Source organism: Paenibacillus arenosi, from assembly GCF_014841135.1.
Classification (GTDB): domain Bacteria; phylum Bacillota; class Bacilli; order Paenibacillales; family Paenibacillaceae; genus Paenibacillus_B; species Paenibacillus_B arenosi.
In genome coordinates, this window is sequence record NZ_JACYTN010000016.1 from 45,569 (window position 1) to 62,657 (window position 17,089).

17 protein-coding genes are annotated in these 17,089 nt (G+C 45.5%); 6 read left to right on the top strand and 11 right to left on the bottom strand.

Annotation, left to right across the window (positions count from 1 at the left end; translation table 11 throughout):
• Window positions 1–4 precede the first annotated feature (4 nt).
• The 7 genes from IFO66_RS16500 to IFO66_RS16530 all read right to left on the bottom strand — a co-directional run bounded on the left by IFO66_RS16500 (window position 5) and on the right by IFO66_RS16530 (window position 6,505).
• On the bottom strand, window positions 5–466 hold the full coding sequence (locus IFO66_RS16500) for a DUF420 domain-containing protein (RefSeq protein WP_192026220.1): 462 nt from the start codon (window positions 464–466) through the stop codon (window positions 5–7).
• A gap of 46 nt (window positions 467–512) precedes the next feature.
• Complete coding sequence (gene ctaG / locus IFO66_RS16505) at window positions 513–1,421, bottom strand: cytochrome c oxidase assembly factor CtaG (protein WP_192026221.1); 909 nt, start codon at window positions 1,419–1,421, stop codon at window positions 513–515.
• A gap of 174 nt (window positions 1,422–1,595) precedes the next feature.
• Complete coding sequence (locus tag IFO66_RS16510; RefSeq protein ID WP_192026222.1) at window positions 1,596–1,916, bottom strand: cytochrome C oxidase subunit IV family protein; 321 nt, start codon at window positions 1,914–1,916, stop codon at window positions 1,596–1,598.
• A gap of 3 nt (window positions 1,917–1,919) precedes the next feature.
• The gene (locus IFO66_RS16515; RefSeq protein WP_028596730.1) at window positions 1,920–2,540 is read right to left on the bottom strand and encodes a cytochrome (ubi)quinol oxidase subunit III; all 621 of its coding nucleotides are present in this window, start codon (window positions 2,538–2,540) and stop codon (window positions 1,920–1,922) included.
• Complete coding sequence (ctaD, locus tag IFO66_RS16520; protein ID WP_192026271.1) at window positions 2,537–4,387, bottom strand: cytochrome c oxidase subunit I; 1,851 nt, start codon at window positions 4,385–4,387, stop codon at window positions 2,537–2,539. Before ctaD ends, IFO66_RS16515 begins: the two co-directional genes overlap by 4 nt.
• A 92-nt stretch (window positions 4,388–4,479) precedes the next feature.
• Window positions 4,480–5,580 carry a cytochrome c oxidase subunit II gene (gene coxB / locus IFO66_RS16525; protein ID WP_192026223.1) on the bottom strand — a complete coding sequence of 367 codons (1,101 nt, stop codon included), beginning with the start codon at window positions 5,578–5,580 and terminating at the stop codon, window positions 4,480–4,482.
• A gap of 736 nt (window positions 5,581–6,316) precedes the next feature.
• Window positions 6,317–6,505 carry a hypothetical protein gene (locus IFO66_RS16530; RefSeq protein ID WP_028596733.1) on the bottom strand — a complete coding sequence of 63 codons (189 nt, stop codon included), beginning with the start codon at window positions 6,503–6,505 and terminating at the stop codon, window positions 6,317–6,319.
• A gap of 356 nt (window positions 6,506–6,861) precedes the next feature.
• On the opposite strand from IFO66_RS16530, the gene IFO66_RS16535 reads away from it, so the two are divergent.
• From IFO66_RS16535 to IFO66_RS16550, 4 genes are all read left to right on the top strand, one after another.
• The gene (locus tag IFO66_RS16535) at window positions 6,862–7,890 is read left to right on the top strand and encodes a serine hydrolase domain-containing protein (protein ID WP_192026224.1); all 1,029 of its coding nucleotides are present in this window, start codon (window positions 6,862–6,864) and stop codon (window positions 7,888–7,890) included.
• Window positions 7,891–8,025: 135 nt separating this feature from the next.
• Window positions 8,026–9,204, top strand: coding sequence for an MFS transporter (locus IFO66_RS16540; RefSeq protein ID WP_192026225.1), 1,179 nt, complete (start codon window positions 8,026–8,028; stop codon window positions 9,202–9,204).
• A gap of 61 nt (window positions 9,205–9,265) precedes the next feature.
• Window positions 9,266–9,874: a TVP38/TMEM64 family protein gene (locus tag IFO66_RS16545; RefSeq protein ID WP_192026226.1), complete on the top strand. Its 609-nt coding sequence runs from the start codon at window positions 9,266–9,268 to the stop codon at window positions 9,872–9,874.
• 194 nt (window positions 9,875–10,068) lie between these two features.
• Complete coding sequence (locus IFO66_RS16550) at window positions 10,069–10,350, top strand: hypothetical protein (protein ID WP_028596737.1); 282 nt, start codon at window positions 10,069–10,071, stop codon at window positions 10,348–10,350.
• Window positions 10,351–10,448: 98 nt separating this feature from the next.
• Here IFO66_RS16550 and IFO66_RS16555 read toward each other — a convergent pair whose 3' ends face one another.
• On the bottom strand, window positions 10,449–11,225 hold the full coding sequence (locus tag IFO66_RS16555) for a sporulation protein (protein ID WP_192026227.1): 777 nt from the start codon (window positions 11,223–11,225) through the stop codon (window positions 10,449–10,451).
• Window positions 11,226–11,636: 411 nt separating this feature from the next.
• Here IFO66_RS16555 and mscL point away from each other — a divergent pair, with 411 nt between their 5' ends.
• Window positions 11,637–12,128 carry a large-conductance mechanosensitive channel protein MscL gene (gene mscL, locus IFO66_RS16560; RefSeq protein WP_192026228.1) on the top strand — a complete coding sequence of 164 codons (492 nt, stop codon included), beginning with the start codon at window positions 11,637–11,639 and terminating at the stop codon, window positions 12,126–12,128.
• A 115-nt stretch (window positions 12,129–12,243) separates the two neighbouring features.
• Here mscL and IFO66_RS16565 read toward each other — a convergent pair whose 3' ends face one another.
• From IFO66_RS16565 to IFO66_RS16575, 3 genes are all read right to left on the bottom strand, one after another.
• Complete coding sequence (locus tag IFO66_RS16565; RefSeq protein ID WP_192026229.1) at window positions 12,244–12,555, bottom strand: dipeptidyl aminopeptidase; 312 nt, start codon at window positions 12,553–12,555, stop codon at window positions 12,244–12,246.
• 138 nt (window positions 12,556–12,693) lie between these two features.
• A complete protein-coding gene (locus IFO66_RS16570) occupies window positions 12,694–13,488 on the bottom strand; it encodes a TrmB family transcriptional regulator (protein ID WP_192026230.1) in 795 nt (264 codons plus the stop codon).
• Between the two features lie 230 nt (window positions 13,489–13,718).
• Window positions 13,719–14,558, bottom strand: coding sequence for a zinc ribbon domain-containing protein (locus IFO66_RS16575; RefSeq protein WP_225445827.1), 840 nt, complete (start codon window positions 14,556–14,558; stop codon window positions 13,719–13,721).
• A 197-nt stretch (window positions 14,559–14,755) separates the two neighbouring features.
• Here IFO66_RS16575 and IFO66_RS16580 point away from each other — a divergent pair, with 197 nt between their 5' ends.
• A complete protein-coding gene (locus tag IFO66_RS16580; protein ID WP_225445828.1) occupies window positions 14,756–17,023 on the top strand; it encodes an ATP-dependent helicase in 2,268 nt (755 codons plus the stop codon).
• Window positions 17,024–17,089: the final 66 nt, after the last annotated feature.

Consider the following 17,089-nt stretch of genomic DNA (forward strand, 5'->3'; position numbering starts at 1 on the left):
CCTGTTAGCCGAAAATAGCATCAATAACTGGCTTCGTATGTCCGCCTGGATATAGAATATACAACAACACATACACCATCGCACCTGTAGCTGCTGTTATAAACCAGATCGTCGCAGTAACACGTCCAAGCTTACGGTGCTTGTCATACTTCGCTTTGAATCCTAAGTACAAGGTCGTCAAGCCGAACACAGCTGCAACAGTCGCCAACACGATGTGGAAGAGTAGGAACACCAGGTAGATCGTCTTCAACGAATCTGGCCCGCCCCATGATGTGTTTCCTACGAAAATCGTGCGAGATACGTAAATAATGAAGAACAAAATAGCTGCGATTGCAGCAAGCTTCATCGTCCGCTCATGCTCTTTGCGCTTGCCTTTAATAATTTGGCGCCAACCGATCGCAACCAAGATGGCACTAAGTACAATAAAGAACGTACTGATCGTTGGGAATAGTGAGTACATATCCACGATGCATTATCCCTCCTTACAAGTTATCATTCCCATTATATCGAAATCATGCATTCTGCCAATCACTTTTCGGTGTCGAATCTGCGACATCATCATCTTTTCCTTCACGACGGAACCATCGAGAGAATACATAGGCTAGAACGATACCATACATCGTTTCTTGAACGAGCTTCATCAAAATACCACCAAGCTGCTGATCCTCTCTTACATCGAACCAACTAAAAAACTGCGGACCATCAAAGGCTGCTAGCAAGGCCTCCGGACTGCCAGATACACAATAGCCCATCGCTGCTGCCCATATATCCGGATCATTATAGGTCGCGTATAACGATTCATCCGCGAAGATAAGAAGTGCACATGCAGGTGTGATCAGCAATCCATTCAAGAAAATATAGCCCATTTTTTTCACATCGCTAATCAAATTCCATTCTGGAACAGGATTAACGACAGGCCACCACATCATAAATGCCGCAATGTACAGAGCGATGTAGTACAACGTGTGTACACCATAATTCAGCATGATGTAATCATGTACGACTGGAATATGATAGAACGAAAATAGCGCATTGAATAACACTGCCGTAAGTATCGGATGCATCATCCACTTCAGCTTACGCAGCAGCGGACGATCCAAAATAAACTTCCACATCCAATCCGGAATCCCCTTCAGCAGTAAAGGAGGCGCTATAATATAGCACAGTGACATCATGACCATGTGGAATGTGAACATCAGGTGACCCATCAAATCTATGGGTCCGCCCTGCGACAAGTAAATAAGCACGACACCTACAATGAAACTAACTCGTTGCCCCCCTGTCACGGGCTTGGAGCCAGGGAACCGATCTCTGAAATAGCCTGTTAAACCAAGATACAATACAATAACCAACAACGCGGAAACGAGAAACAAAGGGCTCCATAAATCGGCAAATGAAAAAAACTGCCCTAATCCAAACATAGCTGCTTCCCCCTTTCATCAACAAGCTGTCATCGTTTCGCCACATTTGATCTTCTACGGAAAAAGAGGCGGTGCATCGCACCACCTCTTCCTATTATGCTATCGTTTCTCAAACAAGCTCTAATCATGCTCTACAAGCGATTAGTACTCGTTCAACGCTAAGCTTGTAACTTCCTACCACCATACCCAATATAGAGCCATGACGATACATGTCAATGCAACAAAGGCACCGCCAAGCATAAACACGAGGGGCAGCAAATGACCCTTGTCTTTCATGTGCATCCAATATGCCATCTGGATAATGACTTGAAGCACGGCCATGACCAACAAAATAATGATGATAAAGGTTGCATTCACTTCAGCTACAGAAGCAACGGCAGCAAACGCAATCAGTGAAAGTACGATGGAGAAAATAAACGCAACAATGTGCTTTTGTCGTCCTTCATGCTTATGACGACGGTTGGAATGGTTGGAAGCCGATTGTTGGGATGCCATCGTCTACACCACCCTTCCCATTAGGTAAACAACGGTAAAGATGAATACCCATACAACGTCGATGAAGTGCCAGTAAATAGCAGACACATACACCTTTGGAGCTGTTACGAGATTCAGGCCTTTCTTCTTCACTTGAATAATCAACAATGTGATCCAAAGAACACCGAATGCAACGTGAGCACCGTGGAAACCAACTAACGTATAGAATGCGGTACTAAACGCACTCGTCGTAAAGTTATGACCATGGTGGATATACTCAACAAACTCATAAATCTCCAGCCCCAGGAAAGAGAACCCTAATAGAACCGTAACGATGAGCCACTTAATCAGATCTTTCACTTTATTCTGGTGCAGCGCCTGAACAGCGAATACACTAGTCAGTGAACTGACAAGCAAGATCAACGTAGCTGCTCCGACGATAGGGAGCTTGAACAGTTCGGCAGCAGTTGGCCCGTCACCGACTTGATCACGAAGAGCAAGGAATGTTGCGAATAATGTACCGAACAACACTGCCTCTCCGCCGAGGAAGAGCCAGAAGCCGAGTACTTTGTTACGACCTTCCAAGGTCGCATTTTCCGGTTGATGAGGCCATTCGCCTTCTACGTGATGACCGTGTGCACTCATGCTCTTCCCCCCTTGTCTTCGAGCTCTTCCACTTCAATATGATAGCCAGGATCATCATAGACGGAACGAAGGAACATACAACCAAATGTGATGCCCAATCCGATAATCGAGACAATATAGTTATTGAATAAGAATCCTAGTATTGCATTATCAAACGGATCTCTTCCATACATAAATCCGAAGCCTGCAATGAATAGGCCAACGGACATAAAGAACGGGAGAATCGTAGGAGAAGGCATATGGATCGAACCGAGTGGCTCAGCAGGAGTCATCTCCTTATTACCATCCATCTTCTCTTTCCACCAAGCATCATAGCCGCGTACGAGCGGAGTTTGCTTGAAGTTGTATTCTGGCGGAGGCGAAGGAATCGTCCACTCCAGCGTACGACCGTCTTCCCACGGATCGTTTGCAGCATTTTTCGGCTGACGGGACGTAATAAAGATGTTCCACAAGAACATAAGCGTTCCGATACCCATCATAATTGCACCAACTGTACTAATCATGTTCATCGTGTCAAAGCCTTGGTTTGGCAAATACGTTGCAACACGACGCGGCATTCCGATTAGGCCTAGGAAATGCTGTACAAAGAATGTTAGCTGGAAGCCGATAAAGAACATCCAGAACGTTGCTTTACCAAGCCCTTCATACAAGGTGCGACCGAACATTTTCGGCCACCAGAAATGTAATCCAGAAAATAGACCCAGCACCAACCCACCTACGATTACGTAGTGGAAATGCGCAACAACAAAGTACGTATCGTGGAACTGGAAGTTCGCCGGCGCTGACGCCAACATAACACCTGTAACGCCACCCATAACGAACGTTGGAATGAAACCAATTGCATACAAGTTCGCTGCTGTGAACTTAATGGAACCGCCCCACAGCGTAAAGATCCAGTTAAAGATCTTAATACCTGTCGGTACGGCAATTAGCATTGTTGCAATAGAGAACAACGCGTTTGCCACGGGACCTAGTCCTACTGTGAACATGTGGTGCGCCCACACCATGAAGCCTAGGAAACCGATAAGAATCGTTGCGAATACCATCGAGCTGTACCCGAACAGACGCTTACGAGCAAATGTACTAAGGACATCGGAAATGATACCGAATGCCGGTAAGATCAAAATGTAAACTTCAGGATGTCCGAATATCCAGAAAATATGCTGCCATAGAACAGGGTTACCACCTAGGGCAACGTTAAAGAAGTTTCCGCTGAATAAGCGATCGAACATAAGCAAAATAAGTCCTACTGTAATAGCAGGGAATGCGAATAAAATAAGCGCGGAAGTAATGAAGGCAGCCCATGTGAACATCGGCATCCGCATGTACGTCATTCCTGGTGCACGCATGTTAATAATCGTAACCAAGAAGTTAATACCGCCTAAGAGCGTACCTAGTCCTGATATTTGTAGTCCGATGGTATAGAAGTCTACCCCATGATGTGGACTATAGGTCGTATCCGCTAACGGCACGTACGATGTCCATCCTGCATCTGGAACATCGCCCACGATCCAGCTCAAGTTGAGCAAAAGACCACCGAACAAGAACGTCCAGAAACCGAGGGAATTCAAGAACGGGAACGCTACGTCTCGCGCACCTATTTGCAACGGTACGATAGCATTCATTAAGGCGAATATAATCGGCATGACACCCAAGAAGATCATTGTCGTGCCGTGCATCGTTATCAATTCATTAAATGCTTGTTCACTTACTAAATCATTAAGCGGCTTAATTAACTGAATTCGGATCAAGATCGCTTCGATACCGCCAATGCCGAAGAATAAACCGCCGGCAAGGAGGTACAAAATTCCGATCTTCTTATGGTCGACCGTCGTAAGCCAGTCCATAATACCGGTGTACCGCTTGACTGTATGTGCTGTATGAGCCAAGGCCGTAACCCCTCCCCTAGAAGATGCTTTTTTCTGTTTCTTACCTGTGCCTATTCTTCGACGTTAGGAATACCATTGTTAATCTGTTCTAGTGAATCCAACTTATAATTAGCCAAATAATCTACGATCTGATCGATCTCGTTGTCTTCCAACTTGATAACACCCATCTTATTACCTGGCTTAATATCGTCCGTTTCTTTTATCCATTTGCGCAAATGATCCTCGATCTTCGCCTGATCAAGAGACTCCGAAGCTCTCTCACGGTTAAGCAATATACCCGCTACCGCTTCCCTACTTCCTATCCCTTTCAAGTTCGGCGCTGTCTTAGGCTCATTCTCTACAGCATGGCAAGACAAACAGCTTTGCTTAAATACTTCCGCTACCGCTGCATCACCAGTAAATGGCTTAGCCGGAGCTTGCATTTCTTTTACCCAAGCGTTAAATGTCTCTTGGTTAACTGACTTCACCTTAAAGTCCATGTATGCGTGAGAAGGGCCACAAAGCTCAGCACACTTGCCTCGGTAAACATTTTCTTCCGGTGCATCAAAGTACATTTTGTTCTTGTTGCCTTTATCTAAGCTGTCTATGCGGTTGGTGTCCATCTTACCAGCAAGGGAAGGGATCCAGAAGGAGTGGAGCACGTCTTTCGTGCTGAGTTCTACTGCAATTTTCTTACCAAAGGGAATAACTAAATCTTGTGCGGTTCTAATCTTGTACTCGGGATATTCAAATTCCCACCAGTACTGATGTGCTGTTACCTTAACTTTAACTGCATTCTCGTCTTTGCTATAATCCTCGGCGAAGGCAAATACATATTTCAAAGTTGGAACAGCCAGGATAATCAAAAGGATAATCGGAATAACCGTCCAAATGATCTCCAACTTATGACTGCCTTCTACCTGCTTCGGAATCGACTTATCGCCTGGCTTCCGACGATAGCGCACGAGGACGTATACGGAAAGTCCGAATACAATCACCACTACGCCTGTCATAATACCAATCGACAGCTTCATCAAGTCGAACTGCGACTGTGCAATTGAACCTTGCGGGTTGAGAGTCGATAAATCCTCACGACCACAAGCGCTTAAAAGCAAGACGAGCCCGGCTAACAGCGGAAGAAGACGCTTACTAAACTGCCACCGTTTCATCATTCATCAACCCCACTTTGTCCTTTTTCGTTGATGCTGATTAGGTTATTTTCGCTCTGCATAAGCTTATCCTCCATTACTCTATACATGTGCTATTGCTTCAAATAGAAAATAGACCTGTAATAGGGGCAACAAACGATGAAGCTACCGGCTGATTCACGTAACCATTTGACGACCCTCACACTCGCTCTATGTACGTTCCAAGCTAGCATGAAGACACGATCAATTTCAGCGCTGATGTCACAACCCTGTCAATAAATGCAATCACTCACCTAAATATAATTTCCATATTTTTATTTGTCAACGATTACCTGCTAGTTCACAAAGTGTTCAAATATCGAATAATACCGCACAGCAAAAGACTTTGCAAGCGTTTACAAATAATAAAATTATCTATTATTATTCATGACGAACGGTCTCATTTCACGTCGAATGACTTTAACGAAAATTGTCGGCAAGGTTTCTGATGATTCCCTAATCCATTTTTGTCCTACTATCGTCTCTTATGCAACGTTCTCCTTCTAGCCTATTTGAAGCTGTTCATCGGTTATTCACTTTATGCGTGGCGAAATACGCTCATTTCGCTTCCTTTTCACAGAACGATCATTTTTTTGGAAAATGCCAATGTCCCACTGCTTCAATAAAATGCAAAAAAAGACGCATCCAATGGATACGTCTGATACGACTAACCTATTCCTAGTTCACTTCCATAATAAAAATCACATTCCATCTACACACTTTAGGATGCGCTTGTGTCCATTTTACCTAGTTCATTTTCTACAAGCTGGGTTAGTTCGTCTTCATAGCCTCCCGTTATCCGATACTTCCGGATATATTCCTTCACGAACTTCCGTGGATTCTTGGGACGAAAAATTCGTGTCATCTCCAACAAGCTTTCTCTCACTTCGTTGTGACCTTTTGCTGCCATGAAAATTCCCTCCTAAAGCGTTGTAGATCAATCTCCCCGACGGAGAAGTAACGGACTTCGCTTATAACGCTGGAATTTACAACCTAATAGCCCCTATTATAACATATTCACACGAAGTGCAAAATCACCCACTCATAACTTGCACCTTCGTGCATAAGGGACAATTATAATGGATCATATTTAGAGTTATCGCTCTCCTATTCCCATAATTCCAAAATCGTTGCAAGCTATAATGGTTATGATATGAACAACGTTAAATCATGGTCATATGTTGCAAATAAACATGCTTGTTCCAAAACCAATCATTGAACAGGCTGCTCGTAGCCAACATTTCATCTATAGAGAGGATTTGCTTCATGTCTTTCACTCCCCATATTACGGCAAAAAATTCAAACTGGACAAGGTTCATTTGTCCTACAGAGGCAAGAATGGACGATGATCTATTTCAAACCGCTCTAGCGCAGCTCCCAGAACAATTACCAAAGCTTCGCTGTTTCTTATTAGCGCGCGACGGCAAGCTTGTGCATGAGAGCTATTACCAGGATACGGATGAGCATACGCTTCACGATCTGCGTTCTGCTACAAAATCAATAATGAGCTTGCTAATTGGCATCGCGCAGCAGCAAGGAAAAATGATTGGTACACACGATCCAATCGCTCCTTTACTAGAGCCCTATATGCTGGCATCGATGCGGTCTAACACTTTGTGGCAGCGCCTGACTTTGTATCATTTGCTCACCATGACAACAGGGCTGCAATGGGAAACGAACAGCCGGATGAGCGAGCGCTGGGTTCACCGCTTCCATAGTAGTCCAAGCTGGAGACGCTTTGCGACGAAGCTCCCGATTCAATCGAATATGTACGGACGCTTTCAGTACCGCAGCATTGACTCACACCTTCTATCCGTGCTGTTAACGCTGCAAACCGGAATGGCTGCTGATCAGTTTGCGGAACAATATTTATTTGGTCCGCTCGGCATATCCAACTATAAATGGGAACGTTCGCCTGACGGCGATGCAGCCGGCCATATCGGCTTATCCTTAACAGGACGGGATATGCTGTCAATCGGACAGCTCCTGCTAAATGAAGGATACGTGACCACAAATAACGTCCTAACATCATTAATACCCGCTTCTTGGGTTCATGAAACGATAACTGCTCACAGCGAAGGCGCTCCCGGATATGGTGCATACGGATATCAGTGGTGGTGCCATCAATTGAATGGCATCGATGCTGCTTGTGCAATGGGATATGGCGGTCAGCTCATCTTTGTTATTCCTAAACTGCGTATCACAGCTGTATGGGCTGCCGATTCCAAAGTGAAGCGCTGGCGCCACCCTGCCCAATGGTTAGAGCAATATTTGCTTCCAGCTGTTCAACCGTAACCGCCAGTCGTTCCCCAGTCATTGGAAAACTAGATTGGCACACGCTATAATGGAAAGGTTACAATTTAAGGTTACCAATCCAGATTACATAGCAAATTTAAGCATCTTACAACATGTGAAAAGGGAGCGTCTCGTTTGAAATCAATCCGAAAGCTAGGACTATCATCTGACATCGCGCTGTTGGCCGTCATTTTACTCCTTGTGGAATTCGTACGGGGAGCAACAGTGCTTAGCTTTATCCCGATATTTGGGGAGAAAGAGCTTGGTATTACGCTAGGCATAATCGGTACTGCAATAACGGCGCATTATTTAACAGATACGGTACTTAAAATATTTATCGGCTATTTGCTGGATCGTTTTTCATCCAAGTTAATCGTCATATGCGGACTGCTCATTTCCTTAGGCGGTATCGGATTGTTCCACTGGGGCAGTAATCCTTGGATATTCATACTAGCCTCCGCCATATATGGTGTAGGTATGTCCCCTGTATGGCTCGTCTGTCTTACAAAAGTAAATACAGAGCAGCGTGCCGCTCAAATGGGATTCCTGTATACGATCTGGCTCGTTGGTATGGGTGCTGGCCCAGTCGTATTAAATGTCGTTCTCGACTATACACCACATCTTGCGTACGCACTGCTATTAGGGCTAACTTTCATTGCGCTTGCACTCAGCTTTTTCTTGCCAAGAGGGAGAAATAATGGCGAATCAGCTACCCCTGTTCCTTTTAAAGAACAGTTTGCTGTGCTGCGTGAGCGATTATCTGCAATGAAACCATTATTGCCAGGCATGATCCTGCAAACGTTGGGTGCAAGTATGCTCGTTCCGATTTTGCCGAAGTTCGCTGAGCAATTCCTGTCCTTATCCAGTGGACAATATTCCCTGCTCTTACTAATTGGAGGAGGGTGTACCGTAATCGGCCTCGTGCCGATGGGCAAATGGTCAGATCGTGTGGGCCGCAAGCCTTTCCTTATCGTTGGCTTTGCTATTTTCGGGCTTACCCTTGCATCGCTTTCGATGAAACCAGGTGTCCTCATGGCCTATGCACTAGCTGTTATTCTCGGCATCTCCTACGCAGCTGTACTACCCGCATGGAATGCCTTGCTCGCCTTGTATGTGCCTCCAGCACAAAAGGGACTCGGATGGAGCTTGCTATCGACAGTTGAGAATATCGGCGTGCTGATTGGCCCCGTTGTCGGCGGATTAATTGCCGAGGCATTCTCCGTCTCTGCCGTTATTTGGTTCAGTGCAGGGCTATTCAGCATTATCGCTATCGTGTACTGGCTGTTCCCATCAAGATGGTTTGCAGAAAGATAAGAAACATATACAAAAATACAGTGTGATCATGTAATGGAATGGGAGAGGTGTACGAACTATTATGTGGGATTGGTTTCAAGATTTTATTGCTTACGCAAAAGATATAGATATCGCGCAAGTAGAGATATGGCTGCAAAAATATTCTGCACTTGGCCCTCTACCTGGAATTTTACTTCCATTTGGGGAATCGTTCGTTCCGGCACTGCCTCTATTTGTATTCGTAGTCGCCAACGCTGCATCCTATGGGTTGTGGTTTGGATTTTTATACTCATGGATCGGGGTATGTCTAGGTTCATTCGCTGTCTTTTGGCTGGCTCGGAAGTTTGGTGGACGCTTTAGTATGTACATCCAAAAAAGGTTGCCGGGCACACAAAAGTTTTTTAATTGGATCGAATCTAAAGGGTTTACGCCTATTTTCATATTGTTATGTTTCCCGTTCACTCCTTCCGTACTCATAAATGTCGCAGCCGGTATTAGTACGATCCCGTTCCGCACCTTTATGATCGCTGTAATGGCCGGAAAGTCCGTTATGATCTTCTTAATGGCATTTCTCGGTCATGACTGGAAAGGATTCGTAGAACATCCTTGGCGTTTGCTGCTTGTTGCCGCTGCTCTTTGGCTGTTATGGTACGGAGGCAAAAAACTTGAAGGGCGTTATCAGCACAAATAATGGCTAGTAGCCCACCTAAGTGCAAATGCGAATAGGAACGTATACTTATCTTTAGAGTTTTAAGAGGCACATCACTCTTAAGGAATAAGTCCTCCCCGCAAAGGGCACGTTATGCTTAGCGATACAGTGTTCTCCATTGCAAATGTATGAGAAGTCAATCTGTAGAGCGGATGGCTGAAAGGAGCAACGTGTCCATGAGCAAAGAACAACATGAGATGCACCCGATGTCCCGCGATCGTGTGGAGGTAGACGGTATTTACACGAATGAATGGGGGCGTGCGGAGACTCTTCATCGGGGTCAACACTTCCCTACCGATCCGCAGCTAGGTGCTACCGAGTGGGAACTCAAGGAATTTTCGTATGATAATCATCATCAAGGTTTGACGGATGAGCGCTTAGTTCCAGAAGCGGACAAAGACATTCCACCGCCGAAGCAAGTCCATCCACGCAAGCATATTGACCGTGGCGACAAATAGGTAGTACCGCTCAGCTTATATGTAACAAAAAAAGAACCTTCGACCAATTGCTGTAGAAGCGACTGGCTGGAGGTTCTTGCTGTTCTCAGGACGATCTATTAAATATATCGACGAATCATATTAGATAAGTGGTTCGAAGCACCATCAGGGCCTAGACGCTTCCATTCATCATTTGGCAAGCTAAAGCGTACGAACGTCTCATCCATATCCATCGCTTCTGCTAACCAGCCGCCGAGACCTTTAGCACGTCGATCAATTTGAACGAGGATCTCCATCTCATGCTCTTTCGGATAGAAAATAACTTCCAACTCATCAAGGTCGCCTCTAAAATAAGTTGTCGGAACAAATTCGAACTCTTGCACGAATGGAACGGCCCCACCAAGACGCGGCGCGTACTCACATTCTGCTTTGCGTAAGCGGAAGCCAAGACGGTTCAAGGCATCAATAACGATGCTCTGCTCCACTTTAGGCGCGATCTCGATCAGATCATTATCAGATGGATCAACCGCGTTCGCGATATCCAATTCTGTCTTCAACCATACGGGAGCACGGCCAATCGTAAGCGGCGTATGCGGAGGTAGCACAATCGTAAATGGCAATTCGCGCAGCTCATTTGGCTGCAATGTGAATGCACTGCTTACTTTGAAACGTACCAGCTCATGGTTGACCTGATGTTTCGAGTCATTGGATTCTTTAGTATATTGAGTCATAAGCTTAAGATGAATGGCCTCTACTTGCTGCTGAACTTGACCGCCTTGTATTTTGACGACTCCAGACACTTGCTCACCCGGCGCATAGCGATTGCGTTCTAACAGCGTGTCAACCTTTGCAGAACCGATACCTACACTAGCTAAAATACGGTTAAACAATGACATGATTACCATCCTCCGATTATTATAATAAACTTAAAATGGCGCCAGATTAAATGTATTGAGCCTTACCTTGTTTGTAATCCATGCAAACCAATACTACTATATACGGACCATCACTTCCAGTTGTTTCAAAAGATATTTCCCTTCCTAGTCAACAACGAATTTCCGATTATATCCAAGCCTTGAACAAGCATGAATATAGTGATAAAGTGACAAAGCGACACTTTTGCTCCCCCCATAAAAATACTTATTTATGAAGAAAGAAAGTGTTGGGTATGCTGTTGATAGACAATAGTTGAACTTCCTGTTTAGCTTCTAAAAGTACAGGGTAAGGAAATATGTTCGTTTGCGATTATCGATAACCGGTACAGGTTATTTCAATATAAATATTAAAACATTATAGGGGTTGAACTAATGGGTTCTCTTAAATCTTTAGCAAATGAATTCAAAACATTCGCCATGCGCGGTAATGTCGTCGATCTAGCTGTCGGTGTTATTATTGGTGCTGCATTCGGTAAAATTGTAACATCCATTGTTAACGACATCATTATGCCGCCAATCGGTAAATTGCTCGGCGGAGTAAACTTTGTTGACCTATTCATTAACTTGGATCCAAACATCACAATGCCAGACGGCTCTCCAATTACGTCACTAGCACAAGCAAAATCCGCAGGCGCTGCCGTTATTGCTTACGGACAATTCATTAACGTCGTTATCGATTTCTTGCTCGTTGCATTGGCAGTATTCGGTCTTGTAAAAGTGATCAACATGCTACACCGCAAAGAAGAAGTGGCGGCAGATCCAACTACGAAATCTTGCCCTTACTGTGTAACAGACATTCCTGTTAAAGCGACACGCTGCCCAAGCTGTACATCTCAATTGGTAGAAGCGAACGCACAAGCTTAAGTTTATGATTCATTAACATTTTAAAATAAATAGGGGCTGCCTCCCATGTTATGTCCAGTTTGACCTGAGCACATAACATGACGGAGACAGCCCTTTTTTTACAGAACAAGCGCATCTACATCGGCCGATGCGGCTTGCCCATGAGATTTTGCACAATCATTTTCATATGCGGGTCAATCGAGAATTCTTCTTCCCCATTGTCCATTTTACGCACTTCAATCTTCTTCACTTCTGTTCCAGCTTCAACAGGAACATACACATAGTGCTCATTATCTTCCGCTGTCACCTGATAGCCCATCGAACGCAGCATATTTTCCACTTGAGAAATGGTCGGCTTCTCACCGGGATCTGCCATAATCAACCCTCGCAAATGAGAAGTATCTCCATCTCGCTCCAGAACATCAAAGTGAACTATAACTTCCACCATCGTACTTCCTCCTCAACTGTCATCCAGCCATTCTTTCTTACTACTTGTTTACGAATCAACGCAATTCATCGTTACATGTAAATGATGACATATTAGTGAACGATAACATTAATTAGGTAGTCTATTTGCCATTTCACACTACATTTCCTTGTTCAAATAGGGTTCCCATAAGCGTGAAAAGTATGGGCCAAAGTGCTGACGCTGCTCCTCAGTAAGCTGCTGTTCCAATTCAAACAAAATGATATCCTGAATGAAACGGCTAAGTACATACTCCGTCATAACCGGATGTTCCGTATATAACAGCTTCGCTTCTTCAGCGGCACTTCTCATTCCAATACAGGCAATCTTACGATCAATAATCATCGTAAAGCGTCTGCCCGCAAGATGCTTGTCTACTTGCCCTTCACGAGAAGCAAGGAAGCCAGAGGCAGGCAGTTGCTCTTCATTGGAGCTAATGGACCACAGTACTTTCACACCACGATTCTCCGCCTGCTGCAGCGCATGCTGCACCAGCATTCCATCTCGGGAAGTCATCTCCACAATAATTTCTATTTCAGCTGCGGCGATGACTTGTCCAATTTTCTCTGCAACAACTTTATCGCCTTCTATGCTATAAAAAAAGGATAGCTCCTGCTTAGGTGAAGGCATATGCTCCTCAACAAAACGCAGCGAAGCCTGCATTCTTTCCGCAATCGTCTTCGTAAGCTGTGCTGGCTCAATCGCAGCGTAGTGCGACGGTTCCCCTACTGCATGCAGCACGAAGCTCTGATCCACAAGACGCTGCAAAGCAGCATATACATTAGAGCGCGATATTCCCAGTTTTTTTGCTGCTTCATAGCCTGTCATTGATCCTTGTTCAGAGAGCAAAATTAACAATTTGGATTCCAACTCTGTAAATCCGACGTCACGCAGCTGCTGAATCAAGCTGTCCATCTCGTTTCCCCCTTCAGCCCATGCTGCTGGTGTTCTTTAAACCTTTTCGCAAACGCCAAAATAGCCGGAGTAAGCTATAGAAGCTTCCCGGCTGTTCGACGTTATCAATATAATCGTATCAACCCTATCAGATGCTGTCTTAACATATTGTACCACGACCAATACGGGTCATAGTTACATACAAATTATGGAACTGATACTTAGCTAATTTACAACTCACTTAGCTTTCCTTAAATAAAGGGTGCTCCACAACGTTCACACCATTTTGCTTCTGAGGGAGCTGACGCTGCACATTTAGAACAAGTTCGACTATTAGAATCATGCTCTACCGACTGCTGGCGAATGTAACGCTCACTTCCGCGAATATTCACCTGTGGGGTAGGCTTTTTGATTTCCATCATATCCGCATCATCCTCATCCTCTTGACCATATTGGTCGTACGGACTATATGGATGGATAGGTGCTGAACTGTCTTTGGTTGATTTCGCATATCGTGATAGCGGCTCTTCATGACCACCATGATCATCAAGCTCATCTGTATGATTAATTGTTGTTGAAGTTGGCGTCTGATGAAGGGTAATATACGTTTTCTCCTTATCTTCAACCTTTGGATCAGCCTCATCCTCTAACTTGTACGGCTGCATCTCGCTGGAGCCACTAAGCTCACTCTCTATTTCACGAACAGGAGGATCTGGCAGTCTATCTCCACATGATGCGCAGAACTTAGAGGACCACGGTGCAATCTCACCACAAGAACAACGCTTTTCATTGCGAAGCGCACAGCGTTTCCATTCGAGCTGTTCCATTTCTTCTTCCAACATCACATTCGCTTGGGCCAGTTCATCCATTTCCATGCCCAGTGAAGCATAATCTTTGTTCTTATAAGCTTCAAAAGCCAAACGGCCTATTTCATACGTATTATGTTCCCACTCTTTACGAAGCGCATCAATTTGAGTCTGGACTCGATTCAATTCCAATACATTCTGAGCTTTCTCAGAAGCTTTGGATGCGCCTTCTTTCACTTTTTGCAGAAAACGGTTCATCCCGGCTTCCCCTCTCTTCTTCCACATTAAATAATCACCCTTATTAACCTATACACGCTCCATGTGATAACGAAACGCGGAGTTCACAGGACAAAATACCTGGCAGCTCTAAGGACAACGTATGCGCTTGGCAATACATGTATTCGGCAATGTTGACCTTGACCGTTATAATAGATGGGCACAGCAACTCATGAACGGATACCGGACCGAGAAAGGAGCACCCAATGCCAACACAACTAACGAAGCCTGCGGCTGCGAACATTCGCTGGCAGTCGCATCCTTATGGAATATCCGCTCAAGCTACATGCCCAACGGCTGAATCCGCGCAACCCACATTCTACATGAATGAAGAGCGCACTGCTACCAACGTACCACACTCCACACCTGTCGAAAAGGGTCTCAAGCCACAAGTTAGTACCAGCGACCCTTCATCAGACAGTTGGTTCTTCGCCGCTCTTCGTGAATGCGGCCTAGATTTGCATAAAGCTCAATGCGAAGCCGTACGCCATCAGCATGGCCCTCTACTGTGCCTAGCAGGGGCTGGATCAGGTAAGACGTCCGTACTAACAGCCAGAGCCGCCTATATGATCGCCGTCCATGAAGTGCCACCTGAAGCATTATGGCTTGTTACGTTTACAAATAAAGCGGCAGCTGAAATGCGTTCAAGATTAGCTCGGCTGCCAGGGCTTACGCCCGCTATAGCAAAGCGTGTACAGGCGCGTACATTTCACTCCTTCGCTTTGACGCTGCTAAAGGCATATGCACCGCCATTTACGCTGCTGACAGAAGAACGCGCACGCCACGGCTGGATGAGCCGTGTACTGCGAGAAATCGGGCTCCGCGATGCTGTCGAGGCAGAGACGGTACTAGCCGCCTTATCTGCCTTGAAGTCACGTGGAGAATCTCCTAGCGATTGGCGCCCTGCTGATGAGGGCGAACGGAACTTGCAGCGTGCGATGATCCGATATGAGGAGCAGAAGCAAGCACGCGATATAAAGGATTTCGACGATCTAATTGTCGATATCGTGAAATTGTTGGAATCTGACGCTGAGCTTACTGAGAAGCTAAGAAGACGATTCCGCTATGTAATGGCGGATGAATTTCAAGATACGACGCCTATGCAATTAAGAATGCTTCGCCATATTGCAGACGGAAGCAGCAATCTAGCCGTATTCGGTGACGATGATCAGACCATCTATACGTTTAATGGCGCAAACCATGAACATATTACTCAATTTCATCGTCTATATCCGGACGTCACACAAATTACGCTTGATTACAACTTCCGCTCTACTCCACCGATTGTAGGACTTGGAAATGCGATTATCCGGTGCAATAAAGAGCGGCTGGCGAAAACGATGCGTGCTGCTGCTAAAAAAAGGGCAGAAGCATCCATCCCTATACAAGAGGCGAAACCGCAGTACAATCGCCCAGCTACGACAGATGAGGAAGCAGAAACAGCGATTGCAAGCATCCGCAAGCTGACGGCTAGCGGACAATATAAGCTTAGCGATATCGCAATCCTATATCGAAGTGCTCATGCGAGTCGAGCAATCGTTGAATATATGACGATTCAAAATGTTCCATTCCGTCAATTCGGTGCAGAACCGCTCTTCTATGAGCATTTGTCCGTAAAGACGCTGATTGATCATATGCGCTTAGCCCTTCATCCACGTGATCCAGATGCATTGGCGAGCGCGGTTGCGGCCTTATATGTACCTAAGGAAGCTGGCATGACCTACATCAGGCAAGCAGAAAAAACATCTGCTAAAAAATATCCACTCGTTCATTTAGCAACCTGTCCGGGATTAGCACCTTTTCAGCAGGAGGCGATCAAGCCGAGAATCCGTTATTTGAAAAAGGTAGCGCAAATGAAGCCCAATCATGCGGTGCGTGATATACGGCGCGAATTCTATGACAAATGGCTGACGGCGATGGCTGGAGAACGAGCTACAGCTTATCAAGAAGGAACCGTCGATATGCTGGAGGAGTTGGAAACGTCGGCACAGCGCTTTGCCACCATCGAGCAGTTTCTTAAGCATATTGATGATTTAGCAGCGAAGTACGCAGCGGCATCAACGAATACTGAAGATCGATCACGTTCTCGCCAAGCTCAATCTCGCCAGACTATTCAAGCGACTCAGCAAGAGACTGAGCCAGATGCAGTGACTTTAATGACCATTCACAGGGCCAAAGGATTGGAATTCCCCTGCGTTTTTGTTATCGGGGCTTCAGAGGGTGTACTGCCGCATCGAACAGCACTGCGCCAAAACCCACCTGCCGAGCGGGAAGCCGCGTATCGCTCCAAATCTAAAGACCGTGATGAGGTCAATATGGCGCTTGTCGAAGAGGAACGCCGTTTGATGTATGTCGCGGTTAGCCGTGCTAAGGAACAATTGTATATTAGCTCCCCTGCACAGATTCACGGCAAGCAGGCTGATGTTAGCCGCTTCATTACAGAAGCATGGTCTAGTTCTCGATTTACGAAGTAGCAGACAGCTGACATGTTGCTTTGAAATTTTGCCCTCCTTTCCAGTATGATAGAGCTTAGGACGCAG